We start from the raw sequence: 16,132 nt of genomic DNA on the forward strand, positions 1-16,132 counted from the left end.
AATAGTCTGATTTACTATTCTTTTACGAATTTATAAGTCATTGTTTTTTTTGCTGTTTTTACTTGTAGTAAATAGATACCTTTTTGAAGTTTTTGAACATCAATTGTTTTAACGTTTGAACTTTTTTCAAGGATCAACTTTCCTGAAATGTCCAAAATGGATATCTTCTCAATTTGATCATTCTCTAAAAAATATAGTTCTAAGAAATCTTTGGTAGGATTTGGATAAATCTTGATAACTTGTTGATCAGCGTATTCATTAAGGCTTAGAGTACTGCAGATAACTTCACGTGTGACAAGCTCAAAAAGTACTGTGCTATTGCCCAATTGACCAAATTCGGCATAACCCCAAGACAATACTTTATTATTTCCGTTGAGGTATAAAGCGTGGTATCCACCTGCTGCGATTTGTAAAATAGTACCTGTGATGGTTGTTTTAATAGGGATACGTGCTATGTTTTGAGAACCATCAGCTAATTGACCAGATGTATTACTGCCCCAAGCCCAAACTGTACCATCACTTTTATTAGCAAGATTAAAGTAAGCTCCTGCAGCTATATTGACCCAATTTGTATCGGTGCCAAGTTGTGTAATTTTTAGTTGATCAGTTAGAGAACCATTTCCAATTTGACCTGCTACATTATCTCCCCAAGTCCAGATGCTACCATCTCTTTTTAAAGCAATTGCGTGATTTATTCCCGTGGCTACAGATTTCCAGTTAGTATCTGAACTTAAAGATATTGGTGATTTAAATGTTTTGTAATTTAAAATCGGATCATTTCCCAATTTACCATCTTCTTCCGAGCCCCAACCCCATAAAGAGCCATTAGTTTTTAATGCAATAGAAAAATTTGATCCGGGACTTACTTGCTGCCAGTCAGTATCGGTTCCTATTTGAACAGGTGAAAGACGTGTTGTTAATGTTCCGTCACCAAGAGTGCCGTTGTCGTTTTGTCCCCAAGCCCAGAGCGTTCCATTTGTTTTAATAGCAAAATTATGGTGTAAGCCAGCTGCAACAGTTTTCCAATTGTTATCAGTCCCTATTTGTTTAGGAGTTGTTGAGCGCAGGAGTTCACCTTGTCCAATTAACCCCAAAAAATTTGGACCCCAACTCCAAAGTGTACCATCAGTTTTTATAGCAAAAGATTGATAAAATCCGGCTGAAACGTAGGCCCAGTTATTCTCTATACCAATTTGTGTTGGTGTAGTTTTGGCAATTATTGTTCCATCTCCTAATTGATAGCTTTCGTTGAGACCCCATGCCCAGAGGGTACCATCGTTTTTTAGTGCCAAAGTATGATTCCCGCCAGCTGCTATTGATTTCCAACATTGGGATTGTGAATTAATTGTAAAAATTAAAAGTAGGACTAAAAGATAAAATTTTTTCATAGTTTTTGCATTTTTCTGGGAATCACATGAGCATTTAAATAAATTCTGCATGAGCTTTTATTTGCTGTTTATTAAATATTTGATTTAATGTTATTGCTTTATTTTTTCTATTGTTGTGCAGCAAATTTGTTCGAGAATTTCTATGTTGATATCAGCTAATTTTTTGACATAGATGCAAGCTTTACCCATTTTGAACTTCCCTAATTGGTCTAACAATTCTTGGTTGTCATGGGTTTCTGTAGTCACGTATAAAGAAAAGGCTGCTTTTCTTGGTGAAAATCCAATTAACATAGACTCTCCCTCATGGCCGCTAGCGTATGTGTAATGATAGTTGCCAAAGCCAATTATCGTTGGCCCCCACATTTTTGGTTTTGTTCCTGACCATTTTGACATTAGTTCGACTAGTTGAAAACTGTCTATTTTTTTTTGGTCATCATCAACATACAAATTGATAAAATCAGTAACATTGACTTCTGTTTCTGTCGTTTTGTTTGCTTTTGCCATAAATTAGTAAATTGGTATTTGTGATTTTTTACAATTCAAGTAACTGCTGCATCTAAGTCTTTAAATAAGACGAGATTACTGGCTGCAATATAGCTATTTATGTAAATAGAAAGCATTAAAATACAAGAAAAATCGTAAATTTATGATTTCTAAATTTAAGTTTTAATACCTTTTGAAAAATCTGTTTTTGAAGTTATGGTTTGGGGTTTTTCGTTTTTGATTTCAAAAAAAGCAAACTAGTTACGTTCTTGTGTGTAATTGAAAAATGTAGTTCCATCAAAAAGGTATAGTCCAGTGTCTCGGGTTCCTACCCAAAGAGCTCCATGTTTATCCTCTAAAATACTCCAAATCCAAGGATTTGCTAATTCCTTTTTGTAATTAGTAAATTTTTTTCCATCAAAGCGGGAAAGTCCAGCATCTCCTCCAAACCAAAGTATCCCATTTTTATCTTCAATAATTTTAGAGACTAATCCGTTGTAACCAGGTAAGCCATCTTTCTTGGTCAAACTGGTAAATTTTACTCCGTCGTATCGATATACTCCAGCCCAGTTACTGAACCAAATATCTCTATTTTTATCTTGTAATTGTGGCCAAGCCCAATTGTGATTCACTTTACGAGTACCAAATTGTAGTGTCAATTCTTGTAATTTTAAGTGTATGGTCGATTTCCCATCATAACGGTATACGCCTTCATTGCCTCGACCTCCAAACCAAATGTTTCCGGATTTATCTTCTAACATGTATTCGATATTATTGTTCGTGTTCAGGTAACCTCCTCCATTTTTGTTAATCACAAAAGGAGTAAATGATTTTCCATCATAAGTAAAAACTCCATTTATAGTAGCAAACCAAATTTTTCTGTCTTTAGTTTGAATAATATTAAAGATAGCTTTTGATTTACCGTAATATTTATTCTTGTTTTTAGCTTGATTGACTGGAAGAGGAATCGTGATTTTTTGGAAAGATTTTCCTTTGTACACAAAAAGTCCATTTTCGGTACCTATCCAAATTGCTCCATCTTGATCTTCAAATAGACAGGAAATAGCATTTATTTTGTCTTTATTGTTTTTTAGTATTTGATGAAATTTCGTCCCATCATAACGATACAATCCATTGTTTGTAGTCCCAAACCAAAGCATTCCATTTTTATCTTCTAGGCTGGTTTGCACATTGCCAGGACTTCTTTTTTTTATCAGTTTAGCGTGCTCACCTACAGTTGTTGCCTTTATTTGATCATGCTCTTTGCAAGATGACACTAGAAAAAACATTAATCCTAGAAGTAGAACGCTTAACTTTATACAATTTTTATCCATTTTTGGTAGTTTCTATCCCGAATCTGTTATCGGATTATAGTTGAGATTTAGGTATAAAAATAATTAATTTTACGCAAATAACTTCGCATAACAATTAAACTAGATGATTTGAGAAGGATTTAATTTGTGAAAATACAGATATTGTTATTTTGATAAAAATCAGTGTTTTAAAAATAAAAAAAAATATAATATTAAGTAGTATGTTCCACCAAATTTGCCTTTTTTTTAAATCAACATCTGCGAAAACACTTTTTGGAAAATGATTTATAAAATTGGTGTTTTAGTTTTTTTAATTAAAAAATAGGTTTTTGGTTTACTTGCCAATAATATGAATATTAAAAATCAATCAAACAATAATTTCACATTTTGTATGAATTAATAGAATAAAGTGCTTCTCTCACCTAAAAGTATTACTATTTTTTAATAGACCTACCAATCAAAAGTAAAGTTCCCAAAATAAATAAAAAGAAAGCACTCACAATAAGAAAATTGATAAAAACTTGGTAATAACCCAACGCCGGGACATCTACAAAAGGATAAGGATAAAATTTTGAAAAATGGCCTCTTGCAACCACAAAAACAAAATAGAGTAGGGGGAACCAAAGCCAAATTTTGGAATTTTTAAATTTCATATCGGAATTGTTAGCAAACAAAAACCAGTAGCCTAAAACAAAAATTGGAATAACTGAATGTAATAGTTCATCGATGATTTTTTGAAGACCCGTGGGGTGCCATGTGCTTCGCAAAACAATTTGATATACCAAACCAACTACTAAAATAAAAACCGTTAATGCAGTTAATGATCCTTTTTTATAAAATTTTGTTAGTGCTGTTGTTTCAAAAATTGGCAGTCTTGTTGTAAAGTAGAGTGCGACTAATATATTGGTAAGAATTGTGAAAAAACTGAAAAACCGAACTATGGTCTCCAAGATAGCAGTTTGCCTATTTTGTAACATCAAAATGAACTGCCCAATTATAGCAAACCATCCTAAATAAAAACCAATTGAATCCATCCACTTTCGGCGAAGTTCTTTATTTGGTCTAGAGTTATTTTCCATACTTACTTTATTTTTAAAAGTTAAATATTGTATTTATAATCCTGTATTTTTAGGTTTGAATCATTGACATCTACAAACTTCACTTGAATCACTGATAATCAAAGATAAATGTAATAAAAAACTTGAAAGTAAGCTCAAAAATTTTATGTTCTTAGAACTGCCGTTTCGAGATGTTTTTTAATTAGTTGTCTTAATAAATATTTATTGATTTAAATTTTTTAATATTTCTTTCGAATTATAAATTTATTATAAAGAGTAAAATTAACACAAAATTCGCAATAGCAAGAAATGGTGTAAGGCGATTTTATTTTTATCAATTTTGTCTTCTTCTTTTACGTTTTTCTTTTTTAAACTTCCTATATTCTTCTTTTGTCATAATTCTGCTCACAACGATTGAGCCTCCATTGTATGAATAACTTCTGAAAGGTATTTCGTTAGAAAACTGTTTGGATAGATTTTCAGAGTCACATATTTGATAAAGTTCATCTACAAATTTTTGAATTCTTTTCGCCTCTTCTATATTTTCCTGTGCGGTTGGTGTCCAATAATTTTTAAAGGAATATTCAGTTTTAGTTTTGTACTCAAAAATATACTCTATTCCGTCAAAACCTTGTTGCCATCCTTCTATAAATTTGTCACTCGGTATTGTATTTATTTTGGTCTTTTCAATAAGATTAGTTATCTCTTTTGCAGTTTCATTTGTTAGATTGAACGTCTTTTTAAAGTGTTTTTTTGAAAAATCGTCAACTTCATCTACAAAGTAGGTTATATTTCCTATTGATAATGCATCGTTTTTAATAACTTCAATGCACTTTCCGAAACTCCAAAATTTAAAATTTATTTCATCACTTTTATTTGTAATATCTTCCAAGTTATGTTTTTTGATTAGATCATTTTTGTATTTATTCCAATATAATGTATCACTATCTTTGGTAAGATTTAGTTTTTTATCTTTCGATTGTGAGAAAAGAAAATTGGAATACATTACAATTAGTATTGTCAGCGTAAAGTTTTTCATAATATGTTGTGTTTAACATTCCGATACTATACAACTGTTTGAATTCCTGAAAAATACTCTCTCTCTTGGTCAAGATAAAATATTTTCTTGAAGAAAGAAGTTTAATTCATCAATAATGAGAAATAGCCCGAAACCGCTGTTATGTGCAGGGCATTGTTATGACAAACGTGAATTTACTTTAATTTTACACTAGTTAACAAAATAATTTTATTGTTGTCAGATTTAGATATTACTAGATAAGGTTTTGCATCTGTTTTTCTTATGTCATTTCCTTTCATTGCAAATTCCTCCTGCTTATTGTCAGCAACATAAATTTCTGTACCAATTGGAAAATAATAATCTTTTGAAGTATTGGGGTCAATGTTACTCACTCTTGTTTGACCTTTACCATCTGGGGTAAATATTATCAGAGAAAGATGATAAACATCATTATAGTCATTTTTAAAACTTATTTTAATATCATCTTTTGCAACAACATTAAAACTAAAGAAAGTGAAAAGGGCTAGAATAAATAGTTTCATATAAAAATGTTTTACGACCACCTAAATCTAAGAATTAAAACTTAGAAAAACTATATTTTATTTTCGTGCCTACTATTGGTTTATCCAATGTACGCTCGCCTAATGGATATGACTGCGATACTGCTTGTAGTTTCGTTCTGAATTGGCGCTATTTTTGGGCTTTGCCAAATTTTGCAAAAACAAACCAATATTTCAATTAAGACAAATGTGCAAAACTGTTAAACTAGCTGTCATTTGTTGGCATTAATCTTTTCGGTTTCTTTTCTGGATAAATTATCCAAGTCTGGTGTCGCGCTAATTTGAGAAACAAACCACATCGTACCTTTAGATTTCCATATTCTGTTTGCCCAAACTATTCCTGTAACTAAACCCAATACAGCGATAAGAAGTGCAATAATCATTCTTGTTTCTGTCGGATTCGGAAAATATATAAATGCAGCGATTCCTAAACCAATTAAAAGCGGTGAAGCAACAATTTGAAGCCATGCAATAATCTCCATTATATATTCAAAAACTTTGTGCATATTGTCTTTTCTATGATTTTAGTGAGGGCACCGCTGACGTTTCACGCCTTCTCGTCAGTGGCCAACTTCGGAACGGATGATTTTCAGTTACATTATAAATTTCTTGCGAAATGTAAAAGTGTATTTGCTAGAAAATTCACAGTTTTGCTAAATGATTGTTATAAGCCGTATTTATTCTTCTTTTTGTTTAATATAGTTTAACAAATCCAAAATATGTTGTTGAGTATGACTTCTGAAAACAAATTTGAAAAACCAAAGTCCATCGGCTAAGCTATTATTTTCAATGCGCCATTTTACTTCTAACAAATCTTTTATAATGTCAAATAAGTCATCAACTGCATCGCCAATAGTATTCTCCGTTTTGTTTTCAAAATCATTTAAGTCAAGTAGAATTTTATAAAATCCAAAATTTTCAAAGTTGCTTTCTATGTTTCGTCTAATATTCGGAAATTTTTTAATGTCAAATTCTTGATAATCATTTCCATCATATTTATAATTCGACTCAAAATAAAATGAATAAATTTTGACAAGATTTTTTCCAGCAATTCATTTTTGTTTTCTTCTCGAAGTTTGGGAAATAAACCAAATTTAACTATTTCGTCAATTGTCGATATTAATTCTTCCATTTTTGGTTCTCAGATTTTAAATTCACTGCTGTTTTCATAATATGGCATATAACGTTCCCGCGCTACAAGCAGTTTGGGACTAAATTAAGCCCATTATTCGGATTTGCCAGATCTTCCAAATACAAAACCATTATTAAATTCAGCCTAAAACCCCAATCTTGTCAAACGGCTGTTATGAAGCGTATTTCTTTGTAAGTTTGGTTTTTATTTTTTCAATAAATTTATTTTTTTCAGCATCTTCTTTTTTTAAAATGATTGATGTTTTGTTTTTAAAAACTATGAAATTGTAATTACTAGTTTCCATTATCTTGTTTATAGTATTCCATTCATAATGTTTTATTTTACTATTTTCAATATTTGATAGTTCAATTCCATTTTCTTTGATTTCAATATATTTAGATTCAAACATATTTGGTTGATTTTTTATGATTTTTTTAATTCTATATTCCTTTATTAAGTCAGGAATAATTAAAAAAACTATTAAAAAGAAGAAGAAATAATATAGAGAAATCAATAAAAAGCGAACAAAGTCAAAGTCTTTATAAACAGATCCATAGCTACTTAAAAGAGAAAGAATAAAAAACGAGATTATTCCCCAAATATATCTTTTTTTTAGCAATTCAATACTTGACTTTTTGAAATCATTTTCGCTTAATAAGTAGTTTGTTTTCAATGTTTTATTTTCTTTCGGTTAATATGCGACATAACGTTCCGCCGCTTCTAGTCAGTTGCGAACTTCGGAACTGATTATTTTCTGTTAAAGATAAAAATTCTTGCGAAACGTGAACGTGAACTTACCACAAAATTCGCAATTGCGCCAAAAGTGTGTTGGCGGTAGTATTTTATATAGATTCAAATTTGCCGTTTCTGTATTCAAATAACTTTTCAGAAACTAAATGATCTCCATTTTCATTTATTTCGCTTATTGTCTGTTTAAGTTTCTTAATATTTTCTGCGTCATTTTTACCTGTAATAATTAACAAATCGCGCGATGGAATTCCTACTACAATTTCACCTTTAACTTTAAAGTTTTCTTCATTCCAAATGTCAAGCAAAATCATACTTGATTCATAATTTCCGTCCGCTAATAACATATAGTAACCATTTTCGCCGTGTCTTTCAATTTCGATTGAGTTTGACAAATTCTCTATGGCAATTTTTTTGAATTCACTTTTTTCAATGTTTAGTTTTTCAAAATCTTCTTGAGTTAAATAATTTATGTGTGTTTCTGTATCTTCGACATAGAAAATATAAAGTTCACTATTATACTTTTGGTAGGTGTGATTTTTTTTAAAATTTGGGTTTATTTCTAATACACTTTGAATGAAGCGTTCATCTTTAATTACTGGTAAAATGTCAGATATATTTATCGTTCCGTATGGTTTGTATAAACTATCAGATGAATTTAAATATTTTTCAAAAACTTCTTCAATATTTTCTGGTTCTCTTAAATATTCAGAATAACAATTATTCAGAAAATGTTTGTATTCGTTTGAGTTTTCAAATTCTGTTTGGATTTCAAGACCATTAATAGAAAATATTTTCATGCCTTCAACTTTTTCAGTAAGACGTTTTGCAAACTCGGTAGAAAATTCAATTTCGTTAAGCATATTTTTTCAGATTATATTTTCTCGTTTCCGTTCGGCTAATATTACCGCCAACGTCCCGCCGCCTCATGCCGTTGCGAACTTCGTAACTGTTTATTTTCCACTAAGATAATATTTCTTGCGAAACGCAAACGTGAATTTACCACAAAATTCGCAATGGCTTGAGACGGCTGTTATATGCTGCTTAAATTTTTTTCTTGATCAATTTTCAGATTCAACTTTTTAGATTCCACTTTTTAGATTCCACTTTTTAGATTCCACTTTTCGGTTTTCACTTTTCGGTTTTCACTTTTCGGTTTTCACTTTTCAGTTTCTGCTTTTCAGTTTCTGCTTTTCAGATTCCACTTTTCGGTTTTCACTTTTCAGTTTCTGCTTTTCAGTTTCTACTTTTCAGTTTTCACTTTTCGGTTTTCACTTTTCGGTTTTCACTTTTCGGTTTTCGGTTTTCACTTTTCGGTTTCTGCTTTTCAAAATTATTCCGTTGCGTTTTTAAGTCGAAAAGTAGAGTAGAAGCAATTCTCTACGAATTTATCTTTTCTGTCGCAGATAAGTGGCATATAACGTTCCGGCGCTTGGCGAGGTTGCGAACTTCGGAACCGATTATTTTCTATCAAAGATAAAATTTCTTGCGAGAAATAAACGTGAATTCACCACAAAATTCGCAATCTTGCCAAACGCCTGTTAGCCGTTCGGTTTTTTATAAATACATATATCTAAAACCATAATCTTGTCTATATGTTATAATTTTTATTTCCTTTCTGTTTTGGTCATATTTGAATTGATAGATTCTCGCATTTTTTTCGTCGAGATAGCAGTTGTAATTATTTTGATATTTTTTCGGATGCCATTCCTTTTTCATTAATTCATAATTTTTTCGTAGTCTAACAAAAGCTGAATCTGATTTCTCAACAGGAATGTCTAAATTCATACTTATTCTTTTGTAAACAAGCAAACTATCTCGCTCTTCTATATTTCTACAGTTCAAAACGGATGAAAGGAGTTCGTTAATTATTTCGTAGTTAATATTTTCTTTTTTTGAATTTCCATTATCAGTTAGCTTATTCAGAGCATTATTTAACTCTTTAGTAAAAGTAGAATTAACTTTTGGCACATCTTGAATTTGTTTGTCAAAGGGAAAATTCCAATAATCTTTATACTTATTAGAAAAAAAAGGAATTGAATAACATTCTTTTTTTGAATTAATAAAAACAATTATTTTTTGATTTCCTTGAATACTATCAGGTTCAGAAAGAAGTTGAATTTCAAAATCAAACTTTCCATTTTTGACACTTTTAACAAGTTTATAATCATTTCCGAAAGTTTTTTTTGTGTTTTTTAAAAGAGGAAATTTTTTAATTAAACTATCAACTGATGCATTTATATCTGCTTCTTTATTATTTGAACAGCTAATTGTAAAAGTTAGAATTAGAATATATATCAGATTTTGTATTTTCATGGATATTGTTTTTCATTACGTTCAGTCAAACTGACGGCTAACGTGTCGCTGCTTTGAGATGGTGGGGAATTCGTAACCTTTCAACTTTCTGCTTTGCAGAAAAGTATATGCGAGACGATAATTCCACTAAAACCCCACTATATCAAAACAGCTGTTGGGCGTTCGCTTTTTTCATTTTTTACTTGAATCTACATTCTCCGTCTCTTTTTACGCCTTCAATTCTTTTAGCATAATCGTCTTCAATTTCTTTTAGATATTCTACTTTATCCGAAGCACTTAAATCCACATCTTTTTTAATTTTTTCTGTGTCTTCTTTGTGAGTTTTTTCAATCCATTCTAAATTATGCTCCATAAAATCTTTCCTACCTGAAGGCATAATATTAGCAAACTCTTCATTGGTTAAATAAGTGATGTTGTTGTCTTTTTTTGGTTCATCAACAACAGTTTCGCTATTCATTTCTACTAAAATGGTTTTAATAAATTCATCAATATAAAAAGCAGCTATTGGCTCAGCTTTAGATGAAATATCGCTGAGATCAGTTCTGTCTGCAAGAAGTTTATAATCTCCATTTTGATCAAATAATACATTAAGGTATTCAAATTGAATTTGATTATCAGTTATTCTATTTTTAAATCTTAATGCAAGCACTCTAAAACTAATATTGTCTGTTTTAAATTTAGTTAATAATTTAGCTTTTGTTTCTTCATTTAAATGAGTGAATTCAATTGCCAATCCACTTATAGAATTTTTACTTTTGACTGTTTCAGTACCTGTAACATATTTATCAACAATTTTATTTAGGTCAATGTTTGTTGTTGTAATAATCTCCATTTCTAATTCATCTGGATATAATGATTGTGTTTTAACTTGGGAAGTGATTGAATCCAATTGTAATTCAATTTTTTCATCCAAAGTAGGTTCAGAAGTTGTCTTGTCTACAATCCAATTATTTATTTCTTTAAATATTTTGACTTTACCACTTCCGCTATTAGTGTCCATTTTGGAACAAGAGCATAATGTTATTAGCAAACCAACAATAGTAATTTTTAATATTTTCATTTTTTATATTTGTTATTTGTTTGATTTCCAATTGATATAAGTTTGTCTTATTTCGTTCCAATATGTTTTGTCAGCTATTTTAGGATATGATGGGTGATAGGCATTAATACATAATTTATTAGAAGAAATTGTATAATAAGCTGTATTATAAGTACTATCATCAGCGTATTTTTTTTCTGTGTTTAAAATATCCCAACCTATTTTTGACAAATCTTCGAATTCAAAAAATTTAAGTGTATTCCCAAATATTATTATATTAGGGTTTAAATCTTCGATTTGCTTTAGAAGTTTATCTTTTCCAACATTATATGCTTTTTTAATTTTCCAATCATCAGAGGATGAATCAGCTGGTAATTTGTTTATATTTATATATGCAATTTGCTGAACTACTTCATAAGCTTCTTGATTTGCATAAGGTATATTTTCCCATTCAACAGTTGGATTTAAAATACCATAAGTTGCATATATCATCTTTCGAAATGTAGGTACAGATAACGCATTTTTTTTATGCCAATCATTTCGAAAACCCTCACAGACATCAATTTCTTTTTCTTTGTCTTCTGCTGAAATGTTAGCTTCTTTCAAAATCCACAGAATTTTACACGATGAATTATTGTATTCAGTATCATTTATTTTTCCGTCAATTATTTCTTTCATATTAATTTGTTGATTTTCCATTTTCTGCGTTAAAGTGACGCCCAACGTTCCCGCGCTTGGCGAGGTTGCGAACTTCGGAACCGATTATTTTCTATCAAAGATAAAATTTCTTGCGAGAAATAAACGTGTATTTACTACAAAATTCGCAATCTTGCCAAACGCCTGTTAGTGGCTGTATTTTTATTCAAACATTGATTTACAATTAATAAAATTTTCTATTAATTTTGAAGGATTTTCTTCATCAAATTCATCAAAACCTATTATAAAAGAAGGTTCTGGCATAATAAATCTAGTTAATTCATTTATCGAGTTTACGTAATTCGTTGCGTGACCATTTAATGCAATTTCAATATTCAGTTCTAAATCCCATTTTGTTTGCTCCTCACTTTTATAAACTAGAAAAGGAATAATAAATGGCACGTATTTACTAAAAATTGGGTTTTCTTCATATGTTAAGCGTGTGTCTGGCCAAACATTTATTTCTTTAAAAGTTGTTCCTAAATCAACTAGAAATTGTGCGTTTTCATCAATAATTGCATTAAAAACTTCATCTTTGTTTTCGTTTAAATATAGTTTTACATAACTAGCATGCCAAACCGTTGTTCCTTTTGGATTAACAATTTGATATGGGTGAAATGAATTACCAATTATTATTCCGCCTTTTTCTCCAATTACATTTCCATAAAGATTTGTAAATGATTTAGTGTCTTTAGATTCTCTATTTGGATTATCAGTTAAACCAAATAAATAATAACATTCAAAATTCACCATGGAATTATTTATTTTGACTTTTTCTTTAGCCAAATTTTCAGGTTTTATTTTGTCTTTACTTTTAAAAATATTAAATATTCCCATTTTCTAACGATTTCGGTTTATATAGCCACTAACGTCCCGCCGCCTCATGCCGTTGCGAACTTCGGACCCGATCAGTTTCGGCTAAGATAAATAAACTTGCGAAACGATAAGCGTCAATTTAGTAGAAAATTCGCAATGGCTTGAGACGGCTGTTATGCGTGGGTTTATTTTTTTGGAAAAACTTATTTCTATCTTTTTTCCGGTTAATGCTTTTCAAATTTCAGTTTCCAAGTTTCGCTTTCAAGTTTCGCTTTCAAGTTTCACTTTCAAGTTTCTGCTTTCAGGTTTCGCTCTCAAGTTTCCCTCTCAAGTTTCCCTCTCAAGTTTCACTTTCAAGTTTCTGCTTTCAAGTTTCGCGTTCAAGTTTCTGCTTTCAAAAACTCTGCTGGTAAGATAATTTTATTTCTAATTCTTAATGTCTGCGTAAATTCCAAAACTCACGCATAACGTCCCGCCGCCTCATGCCGTTGCAAACTTCGGGACCAATTATTTTCGGCTAAGATAAAAAAACTTGCGATGCGAAAGCGCCAATTTAGAAGAAAATTCGCAATCTTGCCAAACGCCTGTTAGCAACAGTATAAATCTTTACCAAAATTTTCCTTCATATATTTGGTTATTTTTATAATCCCAATCAACAAAAAATCCAGCTTTTAATTTCGGATGATTCTTCTTTATTTTTTCAACTATCTCAAACTTTATATTTCCTGTATAATCAAATCTTTCCAAGTTGTCAATTTCTAAAAGATAATTAAAAGAACTTTTATCGATTAGTGAAGTAAAACTCAAATCTAAGTGTTTTAATTTTTTAAGGTTTTTAAAAATTTTCAAGCTTTCAATTTTCAGATTTTTTGGTCCAACAATATAGCCATATAATGCAAGCCCAATTAAACTTTCTATATTGCCAATTATGTCATAGTTTTCTATTTTGAAACAGTTTTCAATTCTAAGTTGAAGTAATTTTATGTTTTCTAAAATTGAAATATCTTTAAGTTGAGTAAAACTATCGATTTCAAATCTCTTCAATTTTTTAATTTTGGTCAATTGGGACAAATCAGTAATTTTTGATGAATCAATTATTAATTCCTCTAAATTTGGAATTTCACTCAATGCATCAAATAATTCTTGATTAATTCCAAAAGTGATTTTTATTCTTTTGACTTCATCAAGTTTAGGAAAAATATCAATCCATTTTTTTTGAATTTCTAATTTTCCTTTTGTTTTTAAAGTATCGTATAAAAAAGATAAACTATGAATATGTATATTTTCTGAATTTAATTTTTTATCGTCAAATTGTTGGACAAATACATATGTAGGTTCAAATTCTTTTCCTTTATAAAACTCACTTAATTTGTATCTATCTGTTGTATTTTCTACGTCTTCCATATATTGTTGCTAACGTTTTGCCGCTTGGCGCTGTTGCGGATTTTCAGCACCAAACTCTCACAAATATAAACAAATTTTTAATTTAAGACTTAAGCTTCCAAAAAATCACCGAAACCGCAATGGCGCCAAACGGCTGTTAGTGGTTCGGCAGTTTTAGAAATTCCGCATCACCATTTTATTTTTCAAGTTTCTGTTTCTAGTTCTGATTTAAAGTTTCGCTTCAAAGTTTTGCTTCAAAGTTTCGTTTCGAAGTTTGTATTCAAGTTCTGATCCTAAGTCTGCTTTAAAATTTCTCTTCGAAGTTTTAATTCCAAGTTCTGATTCAAAGTTACGTTTCATAATTACGTTTCATAGTTACGTTTCAAAGTTTTGCTTCCAAGTTTTGCTTCCAAGTTTTGCTTCGAAGTTTTGTTTCAATTTTTTTAGTAACAATTATGGATTTTTTTAATTCGAAGAGCTTTAACCAGTAATAATATCAAACATCTTGCGGAAGACAAATGTGAAGTGTAATTGATATGACCTGCGTAATTTCTGCTGCTGACCACTAACGTCCCGCCGCCTCACGCTGTTGCGAACTTCGGGACCGTTTAGTTTCGGCTAAGATAAATAAACTTGCGAAACGAAAGCGTCAATTGTAGGATAAAATTCGCAATGGCTTGAGACGGCTGTTATATGCCGCTTAAACTTTTTCTTGACCAATTTTCATGTTTTTACTTTTCAGATTCCACTTTTCTGATTCCACTTTTCGGTTTCTGCTTTCAAGATTCATTTTTCATTTTTCACTTTTCACGTTTCGGTTTCAAATTTTCGGTTCCTGCTTTTCGGTTTCTGCTTTTAAGTTTCTGCTTTTAAGTTTCTGCTTTTCAGTATCTGCTTTTCAAAATTATTCCGTTGCGTTTTAAAGTCGAAAAGTAGAGGAGAAGCGGTGTTCTACGAATTTAACTTTTCTGCCGCAGATAAGTGGCATATAACGTCCCGCCGCCTCATGCCGTTGCGAACTTCGGAAGCGATTAGTTTCGGCTAAGATAAATAAACTTGCGAAACTTAAGCGTCAATTTAGGAGAGAATTCGCAATGGCTTGAGACGGCTGTTATCGGCTGGCTTTTCCAATTCGGTAAACTTCCAGTTTAAATTCCACAACGCTTTCAAATTCATTATTCCACACTCTAAATTCCATTTTGCCATACAAAGCTTTAATTTCTGAGAAAAAATTCGCTTTGCTAATTTCTGAAGATTCATTTCTAATAGTAACAATGTAAACAGTTTCACCACCAAAACTTATGTTAAAGATTCTTTCGGAATCTCTTTCTGTTAAACTTTCTGGATTTAAATATTGCCATTCGCTTTCTGAATTATTTCCAGGTTTTTGCCACTGAATTGTATTCAAATATGTTTTGTCAGATTCATAAATAATTCTAGATTCCATGATGTTTCTGCGGGTTTTTTTAAGCTTGCCGGTAACGTTCCGGCGCTTGGCGAGGTTGCGAACTTCGGAACTGATCATTTTCTGCTAAAGATAAAATTTCTTGCGAGAAATAAACGTGTATTTACTACAAAATTCGCAATCTTGCCAAACGCCTGTTGTATGCTGTGTTTATTTGAATTTCTCCAATTCAATTGCGTCGTCAAAGTATGCTTTAAACTTTTCAGATAAAATATGATTTTTAAACTTTACGATTGTGTATGAACTATCAAAAGCAATTATTTCTATTTCTGAATTTTTAACTTGAAAATTATCGTTTTTCCATATCAACTCATTTCCCTCAACGAATGGCAAGTTATTTTCATCAATTTCAATTTCAATATTTTTCGGAACAGCTGATATTACACCCCAAATTATTTGAGTTTCAGAATTAACAATTTTTAGAAACTCTTCATTGTTTAATTTAAAATAATCCTCGTCAAAATTTATCGGCAAAGATTTGTCCGCCATAAAATCTAAATCACATAAAAACCAGTTATAGTTTTCTATATTCTCCAAAATAGGTTTTAAAGTTTCAATTAAATTAGTATGAAATTTAATTTTTTTAGTATTTCTAATTATCCAATTCATCTATTAAGTTCTGTTGTGGTAACATAGCATACAACGTTTGCGGCTATGCGAAGTGCCTTCTTTTAACCGCTTGACTAATTCCAGCTAAAATAGCCAAATTTTTTAATTT

At 30.7% G+C, this 16,132-nt stretch carries 17 protein-coding genes; all 17 read right to left on the minus strand.

Annotated elements, in window-relative coordinates; genetic code table 11:
- Positions 1–14 precede the first annotated feature (14 nt).
- Complete coding sequence (locus tag G9Q29_RS08175) at positions 15–1,388, minus strand: RCC1 domain-containing protein (RefSeq protein ID WP_166135485.1); 1,374 nt, start codon at positions 1,386–1,388, stop codon at positions 15–17.
- A 90-nt stretch (positions 1,389–1,478) separates the two neighbouring features.
- Positions 1,479–1,892: a DUF1801 domain-containing protein gene (locus G9Q29_RS08180; protein WP_166135488.1), complete on the minus strand. Its 414-nt coding sequence runs from the start codon at positions 1,890–1,892 to the stop codon at positions 1,479–1,481.
- 236 nt (positions 1,893–2,128) lie between these two features.
- Positions 2,129–3,205 (minus strand): ligand-binding sensor domain-containing protein, encoded by a 1,077-nt coding sequence (locus G9Q29_RS08185; RefSeq protein ID WP_166135491.1) that lies wholly within the window; start codon positions 3,203–3,205, stop codon positions 2,129–2,131.
- 413 nt (positions 3,206–3,618) lie between these two features.
- Positions 3,619–4,263, minus strand: coding sequence for a Pr6Pr family membrane protein (locus G9Q29_RS08190; protein WP_225872912.1), 645 nt, complete (start codon positions 4,261–4,263; stop codon positions 3,619–3,621).
- A 313-nt stretch (positions 4,264–4,576) separates the two neighbouring features.
- Positions 4,577–5,281 (minus strand): hypothetical protein, encoded by a 705-nt coding sequence (locus G9Q29_RS08195; RefSeq protein WP_166135494.1) that lies wholly within the window; start codon positions 5,279–5,281, stop codon positions 4,577–4,579.
- Between the two features lie 173 nt (positions 5,282–5,454).
- Positions 5,455–5,802, minus strand: coding sequence for a hypothetical protein (locus G9Q29_RS08200; protein ID WP_166135499.1), 348 nt, complete (start codon positions 5,800–5,802; stop codon positions 5,455–5,457).
- A gap of 230 nt (positions 5,803–6,032) precedes the next feature.
- Entirely contained in the window at positions 6,033–6,326 is a 294-nt protein-coding gene (locus G9Q29_RS08205) for a hypothetical protein (protein ID WP_166135501.1), read from the minus strand.
- A gap of 425 nt (positions 6,327–6,751) precedes the next feature.
- Entirely contained in the window at positions 6,752–6,952 is a 201-nt protein-coding gene (locus G9Q29_RS08210; RefSeq protein WP_166135504.1) for a hypothetical protein, read from the minus strand.
- 172 nt (positions 6,953–7,124) lie between these two features.
- The gene (locus G9Q29_RS08215) at positions 7,125–7,625 is read right to left on the minus strand and encodes a hypothetical protein (RefSeq protein WP_166135506.1); all 501 of its coding nucleotides are present in this window, start codon (positions 7,623–7,625) and stop codon (positions 7,125–7,127) included.
- Between the two features lie 169 nt (positions 7,626–7,794).
- Positions 7,795–8,562 (minus strand): DUF1444 family protein, encoded by a 768-nt coding sequence (locus G9Q29_RS08220; RefSeq protein ID WP_166135509.1) that lies wholly within the window; start codon positions 8,560–8,562, stop codon positions 7,795–7,797.
- A 694-nt stretch (positions 8,563–9,256) separates the two neighbouring features.
- Entirely contained in the window at positions 9,257–10,015 is a 759-nt protein-coding gene (locus G9Q29_RS08225; protein ID WP_166135512.1) for a hypothetical protein, read from the minus strand.
- A 178-nt stretch (positions 10,016–10,193) separates the two neighbouring features.
- The gene (locus G9Q29_RS08230; RefSeq protein ID WP_166135515.1) at positions 10,194–11,075 is read right to left on the minus strand and encodes a hypothetical protein; all 882 of its coding nucleotides are present in this window, start codon (positions 11,073–11,075) and stop codon (positions 10,194–10,196) included.
- A 12-nt stretch (positions 11,076–11,087) separates the two neighbouring features.
- Positions 11,088–11,753, minus strand: a complete 666-nt coding sequence (locus G9Q29_RS08235) for a hypothetical protein (RefSeq protein WP_166135517.1) — start codon at positions 11,751–11,753, stop codon at positions 11,088–11,090.
- A 159-nt stretch (positions 11,754–11,912) separates the two neighbouring features.
- Positions 11,913–12,587 carry a hypothetical protein gene (locus G9Q29_RS08240; RefSeq protein WP_166135520.1) on the minus strand — a complete coding sequence of 225 codons (675 nt, stop codon included), beginning with the start codon at positions 12,585–12,587 and terminating at the stop codon, positions 11,913–11,915.
- A 585-nt stretch (positions 12,588–13,172) separates the two neighbouring features.
- Positions 13,173–13,970, minus strand: a complete 798-nt coding sequence (locus tag G9Q29_RS08245; protein WP_166135523.1) for a leucine-rich repeat domain-containing protein — start codon at positions 13,968–13,970, stop codon at positions 13,173–13,175.
- 1,090 nt (positions 13,971–15,060) lie between these two features.
- Positions 15,061–15,396, minus strand: coding sequence for a hypothetical protein (locus G9Q29_RS08250; protein WP_166135526.1), 336 nt, complete (start codon positions 15,394–15,396; stop codon positions 15,061–15,063).
- Between the two features lie 168 nt (positions 15,397–15,564).
- Complete coding sequence (locus G9Q29_RS08255) at positions 15,565–16,023, minus strand: hypothetical protein (protein WP_166135529.1); 459 nt, start codon at positions 16,021–16,023, stop codon at positions 15,565–15,567.
- Positions 16,024–16,132 lie beyond the last annotated feature (109 nt).

It is taken from the genome of Flavobacterium turcicum (assembly GCF_011365745.1).
GTDB classification, from domain to species: Bacteria; Bacteroidota; Bacteroidia; order Flavobacteriales; family Flavobacteriaceae; genus Flavobacterium; species Flavobacterium turcicum.